The sequence below is a fragment of the Roseovarius salis genome (assembly GCF_044472985.1).
Lineage (GTDB): Bacteria > Pseudomonadota > Alphaproteobacteria > Rhodobacterales > Rhodobacteraceae > Roseovarius > Roseovarius salis.
In genome coordinates, this window is record NZ_JBISDG010000026.1 from 15,880 (window position 1) to 29,113 (window position 13,234).

Below are 13,234 nucleotides of genomic sequence, written 5' to 3' on the forward strand. Positions count from 1 at the left end.
ATAAGGGCGCGAAACCAACCATGCACGGGGCCGCCATGCGCGAATCCACCATCACCCGCAAAACGGCCGAGACGGATATCGCCGTCAGCCTCGCGCTCGACGGCACAGGGCGGTATGAAAATGCCACCGGCGTTGGATTTTTCGACCACATGCTCGACCAGCTGGCACGACATTCGCTGATCGACATGCAGCTGCGCTGCGCGGGCGACACGCATATCGACGACCATCACACGGTCGAGGATGTAGGCATTGCCATCGGCCAGGCGCTCACCGCCGCGCTTGGCGACAAGACCGGCATCCGCCGTTACGGCGCATGCCTGCTGCCGATGGACGACGCTCTGGTACGCGCGGCGCTGGACCTGTCGGGGCGGCCCCATCTGGTCTGGAACGTCGACATGCCGACCCAGAAGATCGGCAGCTTCGACACCGAGCTCGTGCGCGAGTTCTTTCAGGCGTTCAGCACCCATGGCGGCATCACCCTGCACGTGGACGCGCTGCACGGGATCAACAGCCACCACATCGCCGAGGCGGCATTCAAGGGCGTGGCCAGGGCGCTGCGCGAGGCAGTCGAAACCGACCCGCGCAAGGCCGATTCCGTCCCCTCGACCAAGGGCAGCCTGTGACCGCATGACCACCGTTATCGTCGACTACGAATCCGGCAACCTGCATTCCGCCGAGAAGGCATTCCAGCGCATGGCGCATGAGACCGGGGCGGGCGCGGTGCGCGTCACTGCAGACCCCGACGCGGTGCGCGGGGCAGCGCGCGTCGTGCTGCCGGGCGATGGCGCCTTTCCCGCCTGCCGCAAGGAGCTGTTCGACCATCGCGGCCTGTTCGAGGCGATCGAGGAGGCGGTGATCGCCGGCGGCCGACCCTTCATGGGCATCTGCATCGGCATGCAGATGATGGCCACGCGCGGAATGGAGTATACCGAGACCCCCGGCTTCGACTGGATCGGCGGCACGGTCGAGGCGATCAGGCCCGCCGATGCCCACCTAAAGGTGCCGCACATGGGCTGGAACGACCTCGTGATCGACCGGCCGCACCCGGTTCTGTCGGGCGTGGAGACGGGCAATCATGCCTATTTCGTGCATTCCTTCCAGTTCCGGGTGGACGACCCCGCCCATCTGCTTGCCCATGCCGACTACGGCGGCGCCGTCACCGCCGTGGTGGGGCGGGACAATATCGTCGGCACGCAGTTCCACCCCGAAAAGAGCCAGGCCACCGGCTTGCGGATCATCGCCAACTTCCTCGGCTGGACGCCCTGAGCAGACCGCGCCCGCGGCTCAGCGCAGGCGTTTCCACGTCTGGCCGTCGCACAGGACCGCCTTGCACCCGCGCACCCTGAGCGTGTCGCCCTCCAGCGTCATGCTGGCCCGGGCCGTGACGTCCAGCAGCGGCACCCATGCCGTGCCGTTGCCGTACTTGCCACCGCCCAGCGGCTCGACGCCCCAGAAAATACGCTTGCCGACATTGGGTGTCTCGACCTGCTCGCCCGACGGCGCGTAGCTGCGCAGGACCTGCCCGCAAAGCTCCGCGTCGCCACATGGGGAAATGCGGATATGCGACACCAGATCCTTGCGGTCCGGCGGCGTTTGCCAGACCCCCAACACCGGATCGTTCGCGATTTCAGAATTGGCCGCGGTCGCCGCCATAATTGCCAACGCCGCCATGAACGTTCTTGTCACCGGTCTCTCCTCCACCAGTGAGCGCCTCGCCCCGCGAGGCCGTCGCCCGGCGGCGTAACCCGCCGGGACAGCGCACGTTACCAGCCCGGACGGTGCCGGGCCAACGGGATCCGACGGGTGCCGCCGGCTCGGCCAATATCCGCCGAGCGGGCCGTGCGGGCCCGTTGCAAGTCACCGGGCATGAAACACCCGCTGCACGCGGTGACGCGGATTTCATTCAAGGAAACGCGCCGGGTAACGGGGCCCCTTCCACCCGGGGGCGCGGCATCCCGGGTCCTTCGCGCGCCGGGGCGCGTTGCAATTCCCGCGCCGTCATGGCAAAGCCCGCCCGAGCGCTGCAGCAAGGGCCCACCGATGATCCTCTACCCCGCCATCGACCTCAAGGACGGCCAGGCCGTCCGCCTGTTCAAGGGCGAGATGGACAAGGCGACCGTTTTCAACGACGACCCCGCCGACCAGGCCGCCAAGTTCGTCGCGGCGGGGTGCGAGTGGCTGCACCTTGTGGACCTCAACGGCGCCTTCGCCGGCCAGCCGGTCAACGCGGCACCCGTCGAGGCGATTCTCGACCGCGTGGACGTGCCGGCGCAGCTGGGGGGCGGCATCCGCGACATGGCCACGATCGAGCACTGGCTGGACAAGGGGCTTGCGCGCGTGATCCTGGGGACCGTGGCGGTGGAGGACCCCCGGCTCGTGCACGAGGCGGCGCGCGCCTTTCCCGGGCAGGTGGCCGTCGGGATCGACGCCCGTGGCGGACGCGTTGCAACCCGTGGATGGGCCGAGGTGACGGAGATGCAGGCGAGTGTCCTCGCAAGGTCGTTCGAAGACGCGGGCGTGGCGGCGATCATCTACACCGACATCAACCGCGATGGTGCCATGCAGGGCCCCAACATCGAGGCCACTGCCGAACTGGCGCGCACCGTCTCGATCCCGGTCATCGCCTCGGGCGGGGTCTCAAGCCTCGATGACCTCATCGCCCTGCGCGACTGCGGCGCCCCGCTCAACGGCGCGATCTCCGGTCGCGCGCTCTATGACGGCGCGCTCGACCTGCGCGAGGCGCTGGCGGCCCTCGGCGGCTGATCCTGCGGCTCAGGCGCGGGCCATCTCCTCGGTGCGCGATTCCGTGTAGTGGTCGAACGCGGCGGTAAACCACGCCGTGCCCCGCGCGGCGCTTGCCAGCGCGCCGGTCAACTCGTCCAGCGCCTTCATCGGCAGCATCGCCCGGAACAGGTCCCATCCGGCGGCCGCCGGGTGCGCCTCGAACCCCATCACCTGCCCTTTCATCCCCGAGATCATCGGCACCAGCCCCCCGGCATAGACCGACGGGACATGGATCAGGACATGCGCGATGGGTTCCAGCACGATGGTGCCAGCTTCGGCCATCGCCTCCTTCATCGCGTTCTTGCCCGCCGTGCGAAAGGCGAAGTCCGAACTGTCAACCGAATGGTGCTTGCCGTCGGTCAGCGTGACGCCGAGATCCACGACGGGATGGCCGTGCGGCCCCTCCGCCAGCGCGTCGTGAACCCCGGCCTCGACCGCGGGGATGTAGTTGCGCGGCACGGCGCCGCCCTTGACGACATCCTCGAACGTCACGCCCGTCCCGCGGGCCAGCGGCCTGGCCTCGATCACGACATCGGCGAACTGCCCTGCCCCGCCGGATTGCTTGCGGTGGCGATGGTGTATGGTGGCGGGCTTGCGGAGCGTCTCGCGGTAGGCGGGCGGGACCTGGGCCTCGGTCACCTCGATGCCGAACCCCTCCGACAGCCTGCCCAGGCACCTGCGGAAATGCTGCGGCCCCTGCGCCGACAGCACCGCGTGGCCAGACTGCGGATCCTGTTCGACGGCCAGACCCGTCTCGATCTCGGCAAGACGGTCCAGCGCCGCGGACAACCGCGCCTCGTCGCGCTCGTTGGCCGGCTCGATGACACGCCGGTAACACGGCGGATGCGCCCGTGCCCATTCCGGCAGGGGGCGGGCCGCGTCAGCGTCGAAGAGCGCCCCGGCGTTCAGGTGATCGGACTTCATCGTCAGCCCGATCTCGCCCGACTTCAGGTCGGGCACGGGCGTCTTGGCGTCCAGCGCGGTGATGCTGCCCACCGGCTTGCCGGCGAGCTTCTGCCCGTTGCCCACATTGTCGGCAAACGAGCGGAGCAGCACCGTCTTGCCAAGGTGCTTGACGTGATCGGCAAGACACCCGGCGGCAAGCGGCGCCGCCCCGTCGGACAGGCGGGCCAGTGCCGCCTCAGGGCCCGGCGCCTCGTGGCGAAGCGACTTCATCAGCCGCAGCATCCCGTTGCGGTGCTCGGCCGAACCGAGCAGCGCCGGCACGAGATCGTGATGCTGCAGCACGGCCGTCGCCGTGTGATAGACGTCCTCGGTCAGCGGCTGCCGGTCCTCGATGAGCTGTTCCAGCAGGCCATCGTCGAAATCCGCCAGCGCCTCCAGCAGCTCGGTGCGCGCCTGCTGCTCGCGGCTGGCCACGCTGTCGGGAATCGCGACCAGCGCAGAGGGCTCGCCCTCGCGGTATTTCCACGCCCGCTCCGAGATCAGGTCCACCGCCCCGACGATGCGGCCATCCTCGCGGATGGGCACCTGCCGCAGGGCGATGCCGTGGCGGCAATAGGCCTGCAGCGCCGAGATCACCTCGCTCATCCTGTCGGTGGCCGCGTCGACCCGGTTCACGAAAAGAAAGCAGGGGATCCCCGCCTCCTCGATCAGACGGAAATAGGGCGCCGCAAGGTCGGAAGCCTCTGCATCCGCCCCCACGCAAAGCACGGCCGCATCGCTCACTGCCAGAACGGGGCCCGCGGTGCACAGGTTCTCCGCCCCGCCCGCGACGTCTATTGCCGTCCAGTCATCACCCATGAAGCCGAACTGGCTGACCCGTGCCACGCCGGGCAGGTCGAGCGTTCGCGCGCGCCCGCCTTCCAGCCCGGTCAACCCCTCGACCAACGTCGATTTTCCCGATTGCGATGGTCCGAGAACCGTGAATACGCGCATCGTGCATCTCCCTTTGCCAAGTCAGCATCGCTCATGCTGCCCGACACAGGAGAAACGGCCACCGCCGCCGCGACCTGTCCGCCTGTTGCCTGCCTCGCACGCCGGTCGGGGCTGGTCCGCGTTCCGGCGCCCTGACCGGTGGCACCGCCCCCTCACTGTCGGTCAGAAAGGGGCTGTGCGTCAAGCGGCCCCGCGGCGCCCCGCGGCACTAGTCCCGGCTGCGCAGCCGGGTTCGCTGAACGATCGCAACCGTCAGCAGCGGCACCCCCGTGGTGAGCACGCCCACGGTGATGAGCAGCCAGCCCAGTTCGGAATAATCCTGCGGCGTGGTCACGGCCCCGGTCTCGGGGTCGGTCACCTCGCGGCTGATGGTGAATATCTGGTTGAGGTACTTCGTCCCGAGGCTGCTGGCCGACAGGGCAAGGTTGGTGAACGAGGCCATCACGGCAAAGAAGGTCGCCTTGAGCTGATTGGGCGCGTTGCGCGCGATCCAGGCCAGCATGGGGATCATGGCGATCTGGCCGAGCGGCGACTCTATGGCCGTGTCGAGGATCGCGATGAACCGCGCGTCGACCACCCCCGCGGTCAGCGCCGCGGTGAGCTCGTGAATCCCGTAATACAGCCCGATATTCGGCAAGGTCAGCACCCCTGCGGCGATGCTGAGCAGGATCACGATATAGACGATGGACCGGTGCGCCATCAGCGGGCGCAGCACCACCATCCCCGCCAGCGCCAGCACCGAGGTGATGAGCGACAGCACGGACAGGAACTGCTGGTCGAAACCCAGCACGTCTATGTTGAACCATGTCACCCCGTCGCCCGGCCGGGGCACCGCGCGAAAGGCAAAGATGATGATGGCCGTGCCGATCAGCGTCCGCGCCTGCGCCCGCGGCAACGCCTGTATAAGCTGGCGCATCAGCAGCACCACGATCCCCATCGAGCCGGCAAAGATGATTTCCTGTCCGAACGGCACGTCGCCCAGCCCGATCCCGAGCGACAGCGCCACAAACCCCGCCCCGCCGACAAAATACCACGGGTTCACGCGCGTCTCCTCGTTGGGCAGGGCGGTGTATGCCTCGGCCTCGGCGCGCGACATGCCCCGCCGTATCAGGCTGCGCTTGGCAAGGTATTTCTGGATTCCCGCCAGTGTTACCCCCGTCACCGACAGCACTGGTATCGCCAGCGCGGCGAGGTATATGCTGGCATAGATGTCGGCCTTGGCCTGTTCGTCCATGGCCTCTATGCCGCGGAACATGTAGATGTTGACGGCCGCGACAACGACCGTGCCGGAAATCAGCGCGAAGCGGCCAAGCGTCTGCATGGTGACGTGCATCGGCTTGGTTTGCTCCTCGGAGAGTGGATTACCCCGGGCATCGACGCGCGGCACGGCCTCGACCGACATCGCGTCGGCCACCGCGTCCTGCAGGACCACGCCGCACGGGGCCAGCAGGTAGCTGGTGATGTACCACGAGCTGATGGGCATCACCGCCTCCATCATCTCGCGCTCGGTGATGACGAGGTACATGATCAGCACGCTCAGCGCCAACAATCCCGCCCCCAGCCAGACCAGCAGCCATTTCCAGCGCCAGATGATGTCCACGAGATGCCCCAGCGGCATCTTCAGCGACCACGGCAACCCCGCCCAGAAGGCGAGCCCGGCAAGAAACGCGGCAGACAGGTCGAGGTAATCCTTGACGAAGAACGTGCCCACGATCTGCGTCAGCCCGGTGAAGCCGTAGGCGAAATAGACCATGAGCGGCGGCAGGAAGGACCAGCGCAACTGGCGCCCCAGGTCGTAGACGACCGCGTCGATCCATCCCCGTACCGTTCCCTCGGCGGTCATCGCTCCTCCCGTCGCGCACTTGCCGACGAGCCTAGCTGCCGTGCGAACGCGATCAACAGCTTTCCGCGCACCGTTCGCCGCCGTGCCCCTCAGCGCAGGACGGAGGAATAGAGCAGCATCCCCCACGGCGCGAGCGCGCGCTCGACGCCGGCCCAGGCGGCGCCGAAGGCGATCGGATCATCGCCGGCCAGCGCCGCGATGTCCGCAATGCTGCGCCGCCCGTCGATCGCGGCAATGGCGCGTGCCGCCCCCTTGGGCAACTCCAGCGCCGCGGACACGCCATCGGCGCTGACGGTCACGGCATGCCCGTTCGCCGCGGCCTGCGCGAGCTGCGCGGCCTGAACGCCCTTGAGATGCGGCACCAGCGCCCGGTTCCGGCCCGAGGCCGGGGCGGGCGCGTCCTCCTTCGGCGCGGCATAGGCGGTATGCGTGCGGATCGTGCCATTGAGTTTCTCGGCCAGCGCCATTTTCTGAACCTCGCTCATGCCTTCCGGCACCGGCCCGAAACGGGACAGGTCATAGGGCGCGGGCACGGTGAATCCGCTCAGCGCCCATCCCGTTTCATCCAGCACCTCGACAAGACCGGCCACGTCATAGGCGCGGTCCTGCGTGTGCAGCAGCAGGTCATAGAACCCCGCATCGCCGTTCTCGTGATCATGCACGTTGGGGTTGGTCTTGAACGGGTGCCCTGCGGGCAGGTTTTCATACACCCTGCGCGCCGCGTCGAGACGCGCCCGTGGCTCCAGCGTGCCAAAAAGCGCCGCGAAAGCCTGCTGCAACGGGTAGACGCCCGACCGGCCATAGGGCGCGTACACCATGAAGCCCATGCCGCCCCCCGGTGCCAACGCGGCGCGCAGGGCGCGAAACCCCGCCGCGGGATCGGGCAGGTGGTGCAGCACGCCGCAGCAATCGATGTAGTCGAAGGGCCCGTGGTCGGCAGCATCCAGCAGGCTGCCGGTGACGAAGGTGATGCCGCCCAGTCCGCGTGCCGCGGCCCGCGCCTCGGCCACCCGGCGCGACGCGGCGGAAAGGTCGATATAGGTCGCCCTGTAGGGCTTGCCGTACCGGGACAGCAACGCCGTGAGCTGGATCAGCCCATCGCCAGTGCCGCCCCCCGCGACAAGGATGCGCAGCGGGCGCGACCAGTCCCGCTGGCCGCCGAACAGGAAATGATCGATCTCCTGCGGCAGCGAGGGCGAGCCGGTGATCAGCCGCCTGCTTTCATCCGCCGGATCGCGCTCGGGGTATGGGAATGCCTCGTACTGGTCCTTGACGGCGTCCATCTGTATCTCCCGGCGCGACTCTTTCCCGGGCGACAGTAGACCGCGCGGGGCGGATATTGCAAAACCGTGCGCCGCGGTTTGATCGCCATCAAGTTCCGCCGTGGCGGGGCCACGTATAACGCCCCGCACCAACATGCGCGGATCTTGCGTGAGGCCCCAGATGACCCATGGCCCCGGGCCATGCCCGCGCCGCATGCTCGGCTCGCTTTTTCTGGCCCTGTGCCTGTTGTTGTCGGCGCTTGCCCCTCCGGCCGCGGCGCAGGACGTGACGGTGCATGTCTTCTGGCAGGAGGGATGCCCGTACTGCGAAAGGGCCCGCGCCGCGTTGTCTGACATTGCTGCCGGCGATCCGGGACTCGTGATCGACGCGATCGAGCTTGGCCCCTCCGCCCGGGCCAATGCGCTGTTCGGACGCGTGGTAAACGCGCTCGGGATAGAACGGCCGGGTGTGCCGCTCGTCATCGTGGGTGACCGCCACGTCACCGGTTTCGCCGGCCCCTCCACCGCGCAGCGTTACGCCGCGGTGATCGCGGCATGCCGGGCCGGCCCCTGCCCCGACCTTGTGGACAAGCTGCGCGCGGAGGGAACGGCGGGGACAACGCACCGCGCCACCGCCGCCGGCGACCCGCCCGACCGGCCCGTCGCGGTCTCGCTGCCATGGGGCGGCGACCTCTCGCTGCAAGACCTGTCGCTGCCCGTCCTGACGTTGGTTCTGGGCGCGATCGACGGGTTCAATCCCTGCGCCATGTGGGTGCTCGCCCTGCTCATCGGCCTGCTGCTGGGGGTCGAGGACAGCCGCCGCATGTGGGTGCTGGGGGTGATTTTTCTCGCCGCGACAGGGGCGATGTACTTCGCCGTGATGAGCGCGTGGCTGAATGTCGTGCTGTGGCTCGGCGCCGTCGCGTGGCTGCGACTGGCCATCGGCGCGCTGGCGATAGGAGCAGGCGTCTATTACCTGCGGGAATACTGGACCAACCCCGAGGGCATCTGCCGGATCACGCCGGGACATCGGCGCAAGACCATCGCCGAGGCCTTTCGCGCGATGATCGAACGCCCGAGCCTGCCCGTGGCCGGCCTTGGCGTCGCAGGGCTGGCGATCGCCGTCAACCTTGTCGAGCTGGTATGCTCTGCCGGCGTGCCGGCCGTCTACACCCAGATCCTGTCGATGCACGCGTTGCCGGCCGGCACCTACTACGCCTATATCGCGCTGTACCTGTCGGTATTCCTGTTCGATGACGCGGCGATATTCGTGGTGGCCATGGTCACGCTCCGGGCGGCAGCCGCCTCCGGGCGCTACTCGCGGGTGTCGCACCTGCTGGGTGGCGTGGTCCTGCTGGCGCTCGGGGCGGTGATGATCCTGCGGCCTGACCTGCTGGGCTAGGCTTGCCATCCGGGCAAAACCCGCGCAGCCTGCACAGCATGACACGGACACCGGACACGCCGCGTATCGCGATCCCCTATTTCACCGGCAACGGCCATACCCGCGTTCTGGCCCGGGCCGTGGCAGAGGGCGCGGAACAGGCGCGGCTGATCGACGTCGAGACCATGCAGGACGACGATTGGCAGGCGCTCGACACGGCTGACGCGATCCTTTTTGGCACGCCCACCTACATGGGCTCCTCTGCCGCAGGCTTCGACCGGTTTCTTGAACAGGCCTCCGACCGTTGGCCGGACCTGCTGTGGCAGGACAAGATCGCGGGCGGATTCACCGTGGCCACCTATCCCTCGGGGGACAAGCTCTCCACGCTTGTCCGGCTCGCGGTCTACGCCGCGCAGATGGGAATGGTCTGGGTCGGTCCCGCCGAGATCGGCGCGCCCGTCCATCCCGAACGGCCCGGCGTCAACAGCTGCGGCAGCTGGCTGGGGCTCATGGCAACCTCCTCGCGCGACAAGTCATGCATGATCGGGGCCGATGACCTCGGCACCGCCCGCAGGTACGGCGCGCGCATCGCGGCAACAGCCCGGCGCTGGCGGGCGGGGGCAGCCAGCACCAGCGGGGCCGCATCCTAGTCCGCGACCAGCCGGATCCGCCCGTCCGTGTCAGGCCGCCGCCGTTCTGCAACGCCACGTCGATCCCCTGTCCGCGGACGCGGTCCAGCATCGCGTCGGCCACGAGAGTTCCCATCTGGCATTCGCCGCTGCGGCAGGCGAGCGCCCCGCCCGCCACCGGCGCGGCGGCCTCTGCCACCACCCGGCCGCGGACCTCTTTCAGCGGCTGCGCCGCCTGCTCGATCCTCGCCTGCACAGCCGCGTCTGCCGCGACCGTGGAATCCAGCAAGACCGGCCCGCCCGAAGCCGCGGTGACACGTCCGGCCGCGTCGAAGGCAACACTGAGCACGCCGAGGAAAACGCCATAGGCATACGCCTGCACAACGGCCGTATCGCCCACCATCGTGGGATAGGGACCCGCCGACCACGGCACATCCTCGCCGAGCGGCGTGTGGCTGTGCCCGCCCACGATGACGTCCACGCCGGACGTCTCGCGCGCGATGCGCTTGTCGATCTCGTAGCCCGAATGGCTGAGCACGACGATTCGCTTCACGCCCGCCGCGGTCAGCCGGTCGACCTCGGCCCGAACCGCGGCGACGGGATCGCCGAAGGTGACGCCGGGTCCGGGGCTGGACGACCCCGCGGTATCCTCCGGCGTGAGCCCGATCAGACCGATTCGGCGGCCCCCGCGCATGATCACCGCCGACTTGCGCAAAAGGCCGTCGAGTTGCGGCGCGTTGCCCACGTCCACATTGACCGACAGCACGGGAAACTTGGCGGCATTGACGAAATCACGCAGCGCGGCAGGCCCGTCATCGAACTCGTGATTGCCGACCGCCATGGCGTCATACCCAAGACGGTTCATCATCTCTGCGGCAAGGCCGCCCTTGTGGACCGTGTAGAACAGCGACCCCTGGAACTGGTCGCCGCCATCCAGCAACACCGTGTTCGCGAACCGCTGTCGCGCCGCCCTGATCGCCGTGGTCAACCGCGCCGCACCGCCGTAGCAGCGACCGGCTGCGCGGCCCTCCTCCGTGCAGGCCGCCCCGAACCGGTCAACCGGTTCGAATCGCGCATGGAAATCGTTGGTATGCAGGATAACCAGCCGATCATCGGCAAATGCCGGCCCGGCACTCAGACCGAGCGTGGCGGCAATAACAAGGCGAAGCTTCATGGCATGTCTCCCCTCACGGCCGGGACAGTGTTGCATGGCGATGTGACAGGCCGTCAAAGCCTTCGCGCTTGACCGCACCGGGTGGGCGGGGCATCACCCGGCCCATGCTGATCGTCAAGATTTTCCGGGCCGATGAATGGGCGGCGCTGCGCAGCGCGGGCGTCACGCGGGGCGCGCCGGTGGATATCGCCGACGGGTTCATCCATTTCTCCACGCCAGGGCAGGCCCCGGACACGGCGGCAAAGCACTTCGCCGGCGAGGACGGGCTGTTCCTGGTCGGGGTCCGGGCCGATGACCTCGGCGACGCGCTGAAGTGGGAGCCATCGCGCGGCGGGGCGCTCTTTCCACATCTCTACCGCGAACTGCGCCTTTCCGACGTGGCGCGGATCGAGCCGCTGCCCCGAGTCGGCGGCGTGCATGTCTTCCCCGAGGATCTCGTCGGTCATGTCGATCCCGCCCGCCCGCAGTTTGAGCAGTTCAAGGGGTTCGACCGCGACGGGCCGATCGACATGCTCAACCTCGTCGCGTTGGGCGACAGCGCCGCCTACCCGGCCGGGCACGCGCTGTCCGGTGCCGGGCTGACCGGCGCCGAGGCCTATCACCGCTACGGCGAGGAAACGGCGCCCATTCTCGCCCGCATCGGCGCAGAAATCGTCTGGCGTGGCGATATGCAGGCCATGCTGATCGGCCCGATGACCGAGACCTGGGACCACCTCTTCATCGCCCGCTACCCGTCCACCCACGCTTTCCTCGACATGGTGACCGACCCCGCCTACCGGCAGGCCGTCATCCACAGGCAGGCGGCGGTGCGCACCTCGCGGCTGATCCGCTGCCAGCCGGCCGCGCCGGGCGGAGCCTTCGCATGAACCTGCTCGAGCGCGCCGGGCTCGGCCTCCTGCAAAGGCTGGACCCCGAAACCGCGCACGGCGCGGCGTTGCGCGCCCTGCGGCTGGGGCTCGTGCCACTGCCCGGCCCGGTCACATCGCCGCGCCTGCGTTGCTCGGTGGCGGGGCTGGAATTGCCCAACCCGGTGGGGCTCGCCGCGGGCTTCGACAAGAACGCCGTGGCGCTCGCGCCGCTGGCCCGCGCGGGCTTCGGCTTCATCGAGGTGGGTGCCGTTACACCGCGACCCCAGCCCGGCAACCCCCGCCCGCGCCTCTTTCGGCTGCGCGCCGACCGTGCCGTGATCAACCGGTTCGGCTTCAACAATGACGGCATGGAGGCCGTGGCCGCGCGGCTGGCCGACCGCCCCCGCGACGCGGTGATCGGCCTCAACCTCGGCGCGAACAAGGACAGCGCCGACCGCGCGGACGATTTCGCGCAGGTGCTTGCCCGGTGCAGCCCGCACCTTGATTTCGCCACCATCAATGTCTCCAGCCCCAACACGGAACGCTTGCGCGACCTGCAGGGCGCCGTGGCGCTGGAGCGGCTGCTGGCCGGCGTTATGGCCGCGCGTGACAGGCTGGCCCGTCCCCTCCCCATCTTCCTGAAGATCGCGCCGGACCTCTCCGACACGGAGCTGGCCGAAATCGCCGGGGTCGCCTGCGCCAGCGCGCTCGACGGCATCATCGCCACGAACACCACGCTGTCGCGCAACGGGCTGGAGGACCCCGCGCGGGACCAGGCCGGCGGCCTGTCCGGCCGGCCGCTCTTCGAGCGCTCCACCCGCGTGCTCGCCCGGCTCGCGCAGCTGACCGACGGCACCATGCCCCTCATCGGCGTGGGCGGCGTGGCCTCGGCCGAGGACGCATATGCCAAGATCCGCGCGGGCGCCAGCGCGGTGCAGCTCTACTCGGCGCTGGTCTATGACGGGCTGTCGCTGGCAGGGCGCATCGCGCGCGGGCTGGACCGGCTGCTGGAACGCGACGGCCACGCCACGGTGGCGCAAGCCGTCGGCACGGGAAAGGAGGACTGGCTGTGACCGTGATCTGGCACAACCCGCGATGCTCGAAATCCCGCCGGGCGCTCACCCTGCTGGAGGAAGGCGGCGCCGCGGTGACAGTGCGCCGCTACCTCGACGACCAGCCCAGCCTGGCCGAGCTGGAGGCCGCGCAGGCCGCGCTCGGCCTGCCGGCGGCTGAGATGATCCGCCCGTGCGAACCGCGCTTCAAGGAGATGGGCCTTTCGCTGACGGACGACGACACGATCCTGCTTCGAGCCATGGCAGAGAACCCCAGATTGATCGAGCGACCCGTGGTCTTTGCTGGCGGGCGCGCGGTGATCGCCCGGCCGCCGGAGCGCGTGGCCGAGCTGACCTGAGCG

Annotated in this window: 12 protein-coding genes and 2 pseudogenes; 9 read left to right on the forward strand and 5 right to left on the reverse strand. The window is 68.9% G+C overall.

Features of this window, described 5'->3' with window-relative positions; translation table 11 throughout:
• Window positions 1-35: 35 nt before the first annotated feature.
• Complete coding sequence (gene hisB, locus ACH13J_RS11910; RefSeq protein ID WP_397543558.1) at window positions 36-623, forward strand: imidazoleglycerol-phosphate dehydratase HisB; 588 nt, start codon at window positions 36-38, stop codon at window positions 621-623.
• A gap of 4 nt (window positions 624-627) precedes the next feature.
• Window positions 628-1,266: an imidazole glycerol phosphate synthase subunit HisH gene (hisH, locus tag ACH13J_RS11915; RefSeq protein WP_397543559.1), complete on the forward strand. Its 639-nt coding sequence runs from the start codon at window positions 628-630 to the stop codon at window positions 1,264-1,266.
• An 18-nt stretch (window positions 1,267-1,284) separates the two neighbouring features.
• On the opposite strand, the gene ACH13J_RS11920 is transcribed toward hisH, so the two are convergent.
• Window positions 1,285-1,686, reverse strand: a complete 402-nt coding sequence (locus ACH13J_RS11920) for a DUF2147 domain-containing protein (protein WP_397543560.1) — start codon at window positions 1,684-1,686, stop codon at window positions 1,285-1,287.
• A gap of 354 nt (window positions 1,687-2,040) precedes the next feature.
• Between ACH13J_RS11920 and hisA the strand changes: the two genes are divergently transcribed.
• Complete coding sequence (gene hisA / locus ACH13J_RS11925) at window positions 2,041-2,763, forward strand: 1-(5-phosphoribosyl)-5-[(5-phosphoribosylamino)methylideneamino]imidazole-4-carboxamide isomerase (RefSeq protein WP_397543561.1); 723 nt, start codon at window positions 2,041-2,043, stop codon at window positions 2,761-2,763.
• A gap of 9 nt (window positions 2,764-2,772) precedes the next feature.
• Here the strand turns inward: hisA and ACH13J_RS11930 are convergent, their stop codons facing one another.
• The 3 genes from ACH13J_RS11930 to ACH13J_RS11940 form a co-directional block, all read right to left on the reverse strand.
• On the reverse strand, window positions 2,773-4,683 hold the full coding sequence (locus ACH13J_RS11930) for an elongation factor G (RefSeq protein ID WP_397543562.1): 1,911 nt from the start codon (window positions 4,681-4,683) through the stop codon (window positions 2,773-2,775).
• Window positions 4,684-4,891: 208 nt separating this feature from the next.
• On the reverse strand, window positions 4,892-6,526 hold the full coding sequence (locus ACH13J_RS11935) for a hypothetical protein (RefSeq protein ID WP_397543563.1): 1,635 nt from the start codon (window positions 6,524-6,526) through the stop codon (window positions 4,892-4,894).
• Window positions 6,527-6,615: 89 nt separating this feature from the next.
• Window positions 6,616-7,809 carry a methyltransferase gene (locus ACH13J_RS11940; protein ID WP_397543564.1) on the reverse strand — a complete coding sequence of 398 codons (1,194 nt, stop codon included), beginning with the start codon at window positions 7,807-7,809 and terminating at the stop codon, window positions 6,616-6,618.
• 160 nt (window positions 7,810-7,969) lie between these two features.
• On the opposite strand from ACH13J_RS11940, the gene ACH13J_RS11945 reads away from it, so the two are divergent.
• Both ACH13J_RS11945 and ACH13J_RS11950 read left to right on the forward strand, forming a co-directional pair.
• On the forward strand, window positions 7,970-9,190 hold the full coding sequence (locus ACH13J_RS11945) for a glutaredoxin family protein (RefSeq protein ID WP_397543565.1): 1,221 nt from the start codon (window positions 7,970-7,972) through the stop codon (window positions 9,188-9,190).
• Window positions 9,191-9,228: 38 nt separating this feature from the next.
• Window positions 9,229-9,600, forward strand: a pseudogene (locus ACH13J_RS11950) (flavodoxin family protein); the annotation flags it as partial.
• A 76-nt stretch (window positions 9,601-9,676) separates the two neighbouring features.
• Here the strand turns inward: ACH13J_RS11950 and ACH13J_RS11955 are convergent.
• Window positions 9,677-10,972, reverse strand: coding sequence for a metallophosphoesterase (locus ACH13J_RS11955; protein ID WP_397543566.1), 1,296 nt, complete (start codon window positions 10,970-10,972; stop codon window positions 9,677-9,679).
• A gap of 104 nt (window positions 10,973-11,076) precedes the next feature.
• Here ACH13J_RS11955 and ACH13J_RS11960 point away from each other — a divergent pair.
• The 4 genes and pseudogenes from ACH13J_RS11960 to arsC form a co-directional block, all read left to right on the forward strand.
• Window positions 11,077-11,409: pseudogene (locus tag ACH13J_RS11960) on the forward strand (DUF952 domain-containing protein); the annotation flags it as partial.
• Between the two features lie 72 nt (window positions 11,410-11,481).
• Window positions 11,482-11,838 carry a DUF1330 domain-containing protein gene (locus ACH13J_RS11965; protein WP_397543589.1) on the forward strand — a complete coding sequence of 119 codons (357 nt, stop codon included), beginning with the start codon at window positions 11,482-11,484 and terminating at the stop codon, window positions 11,836-11,838.
• A complete protein-coding gene (locus ACH13J_RS11970; RefSeq protein WP_397543567.1) occupies window positions 11,835-12,893 on the forward strand; it encodes a quinone-dependent dihydroorotate dehydrogenase in 1,059 nt (352 codons plus the stop codon). The genes ACH13J_RS11965 and ACH13J_RS11970 overlap by 4 nt, the downstream gene beginning before the upstream one ends.
• Window positions 12,884-13,231 carry an arsenate reductase (glutaredoxin) gene (arsC, locus tag ACH13J_RS11975; protein WP_397543590.1) on the forward strand — a complete coding sequence of 116 codons (348 nt, stop codon included), beginning with the start codon at window positions 12,884-12,886 and terminating at the stop codon, window positions 13,229-13,231. Before ACH13J_RS11970 ends, arsC begins: the two co-directional genes overlap by 10 nt.
• The last annotated feature ends 3 nt before the right edge of the window (window positions 13,232-13,234 follow it).

Excerpts from the sequence above, each read along its gene's own strand:
- hisA (WP_397543561.1), top strand. The coding sequence starts at position 2,041 with ATGATCCTCTACCCCGCCATCGACCTCAAGGACGGCCAGGCCGTCCGC.
- hisH (WP_397543559.1), top strand. The coding sequence starts at position 628 with ATGACCACCGTTATCGTCGACTACGAATCCGGCAACCTGCATTCCGCC.
- ACH13J_RS11955 (WP_397543566.1), bottom strand. The coding sequence starts at position 10,972 with ATGAAGCTTCGCCTTGTTATTGCCGCCACGCTCGGTCTGAGTGCCGGG.
- ACH13J_RS11965 (WP_397543589.1), top strand. The coding sequence starts at position 11,482 with ATGCTCAACCTCGTCGCGTTGGGCGACAGCGCCGCCTACCCGGCCGGG.
- ACH13J_RS11945 (WP_397543565.1), top strand. The coding sequence starts at position 7,970 with ATGACCCATGGCCCCGGGCCATGCCCGCGCCGCATGCTCGGCTCGCTT.
- ACH13J_RS11940 (WP_397543564.1), bottom strand. The coding sequence starts at position 7,809 with ATGGACGCCGTCAAGGACCAGTACGAGGCATTCCCATACCCCGAGCGC.
- ACH13J_RS11930 (WP_397543562.1), bottom strand. The coding sequence starts at position 4,683 with ATGCGCGTATTCACGGTTCTCGGACCATCGCAATCGGGAAAATCGACG.
- hisB (WP_397543558.1), top strand. The coding sequence starts at position 36 with ATGCGCGAATCCACCATCACCCGCAAAACGGCCGAGACGGATATCGCC.
- ACH13J_RS11970 (WP_397543567.1), top strand. The coding sequence starts at position 11,835 with ATGAACCTGCTCGAGCGCGCCGGGCTCGGCCTCCTGCAAAGGCTGGAC.
- ACH13J_RS11935 (WP_397543563.1), bottom strand. The coding sequence starts at position 6,526 with ATGACCGCCGAGGGAACGGTACGGGGATGGATCGACGCGGTCGTCTAC.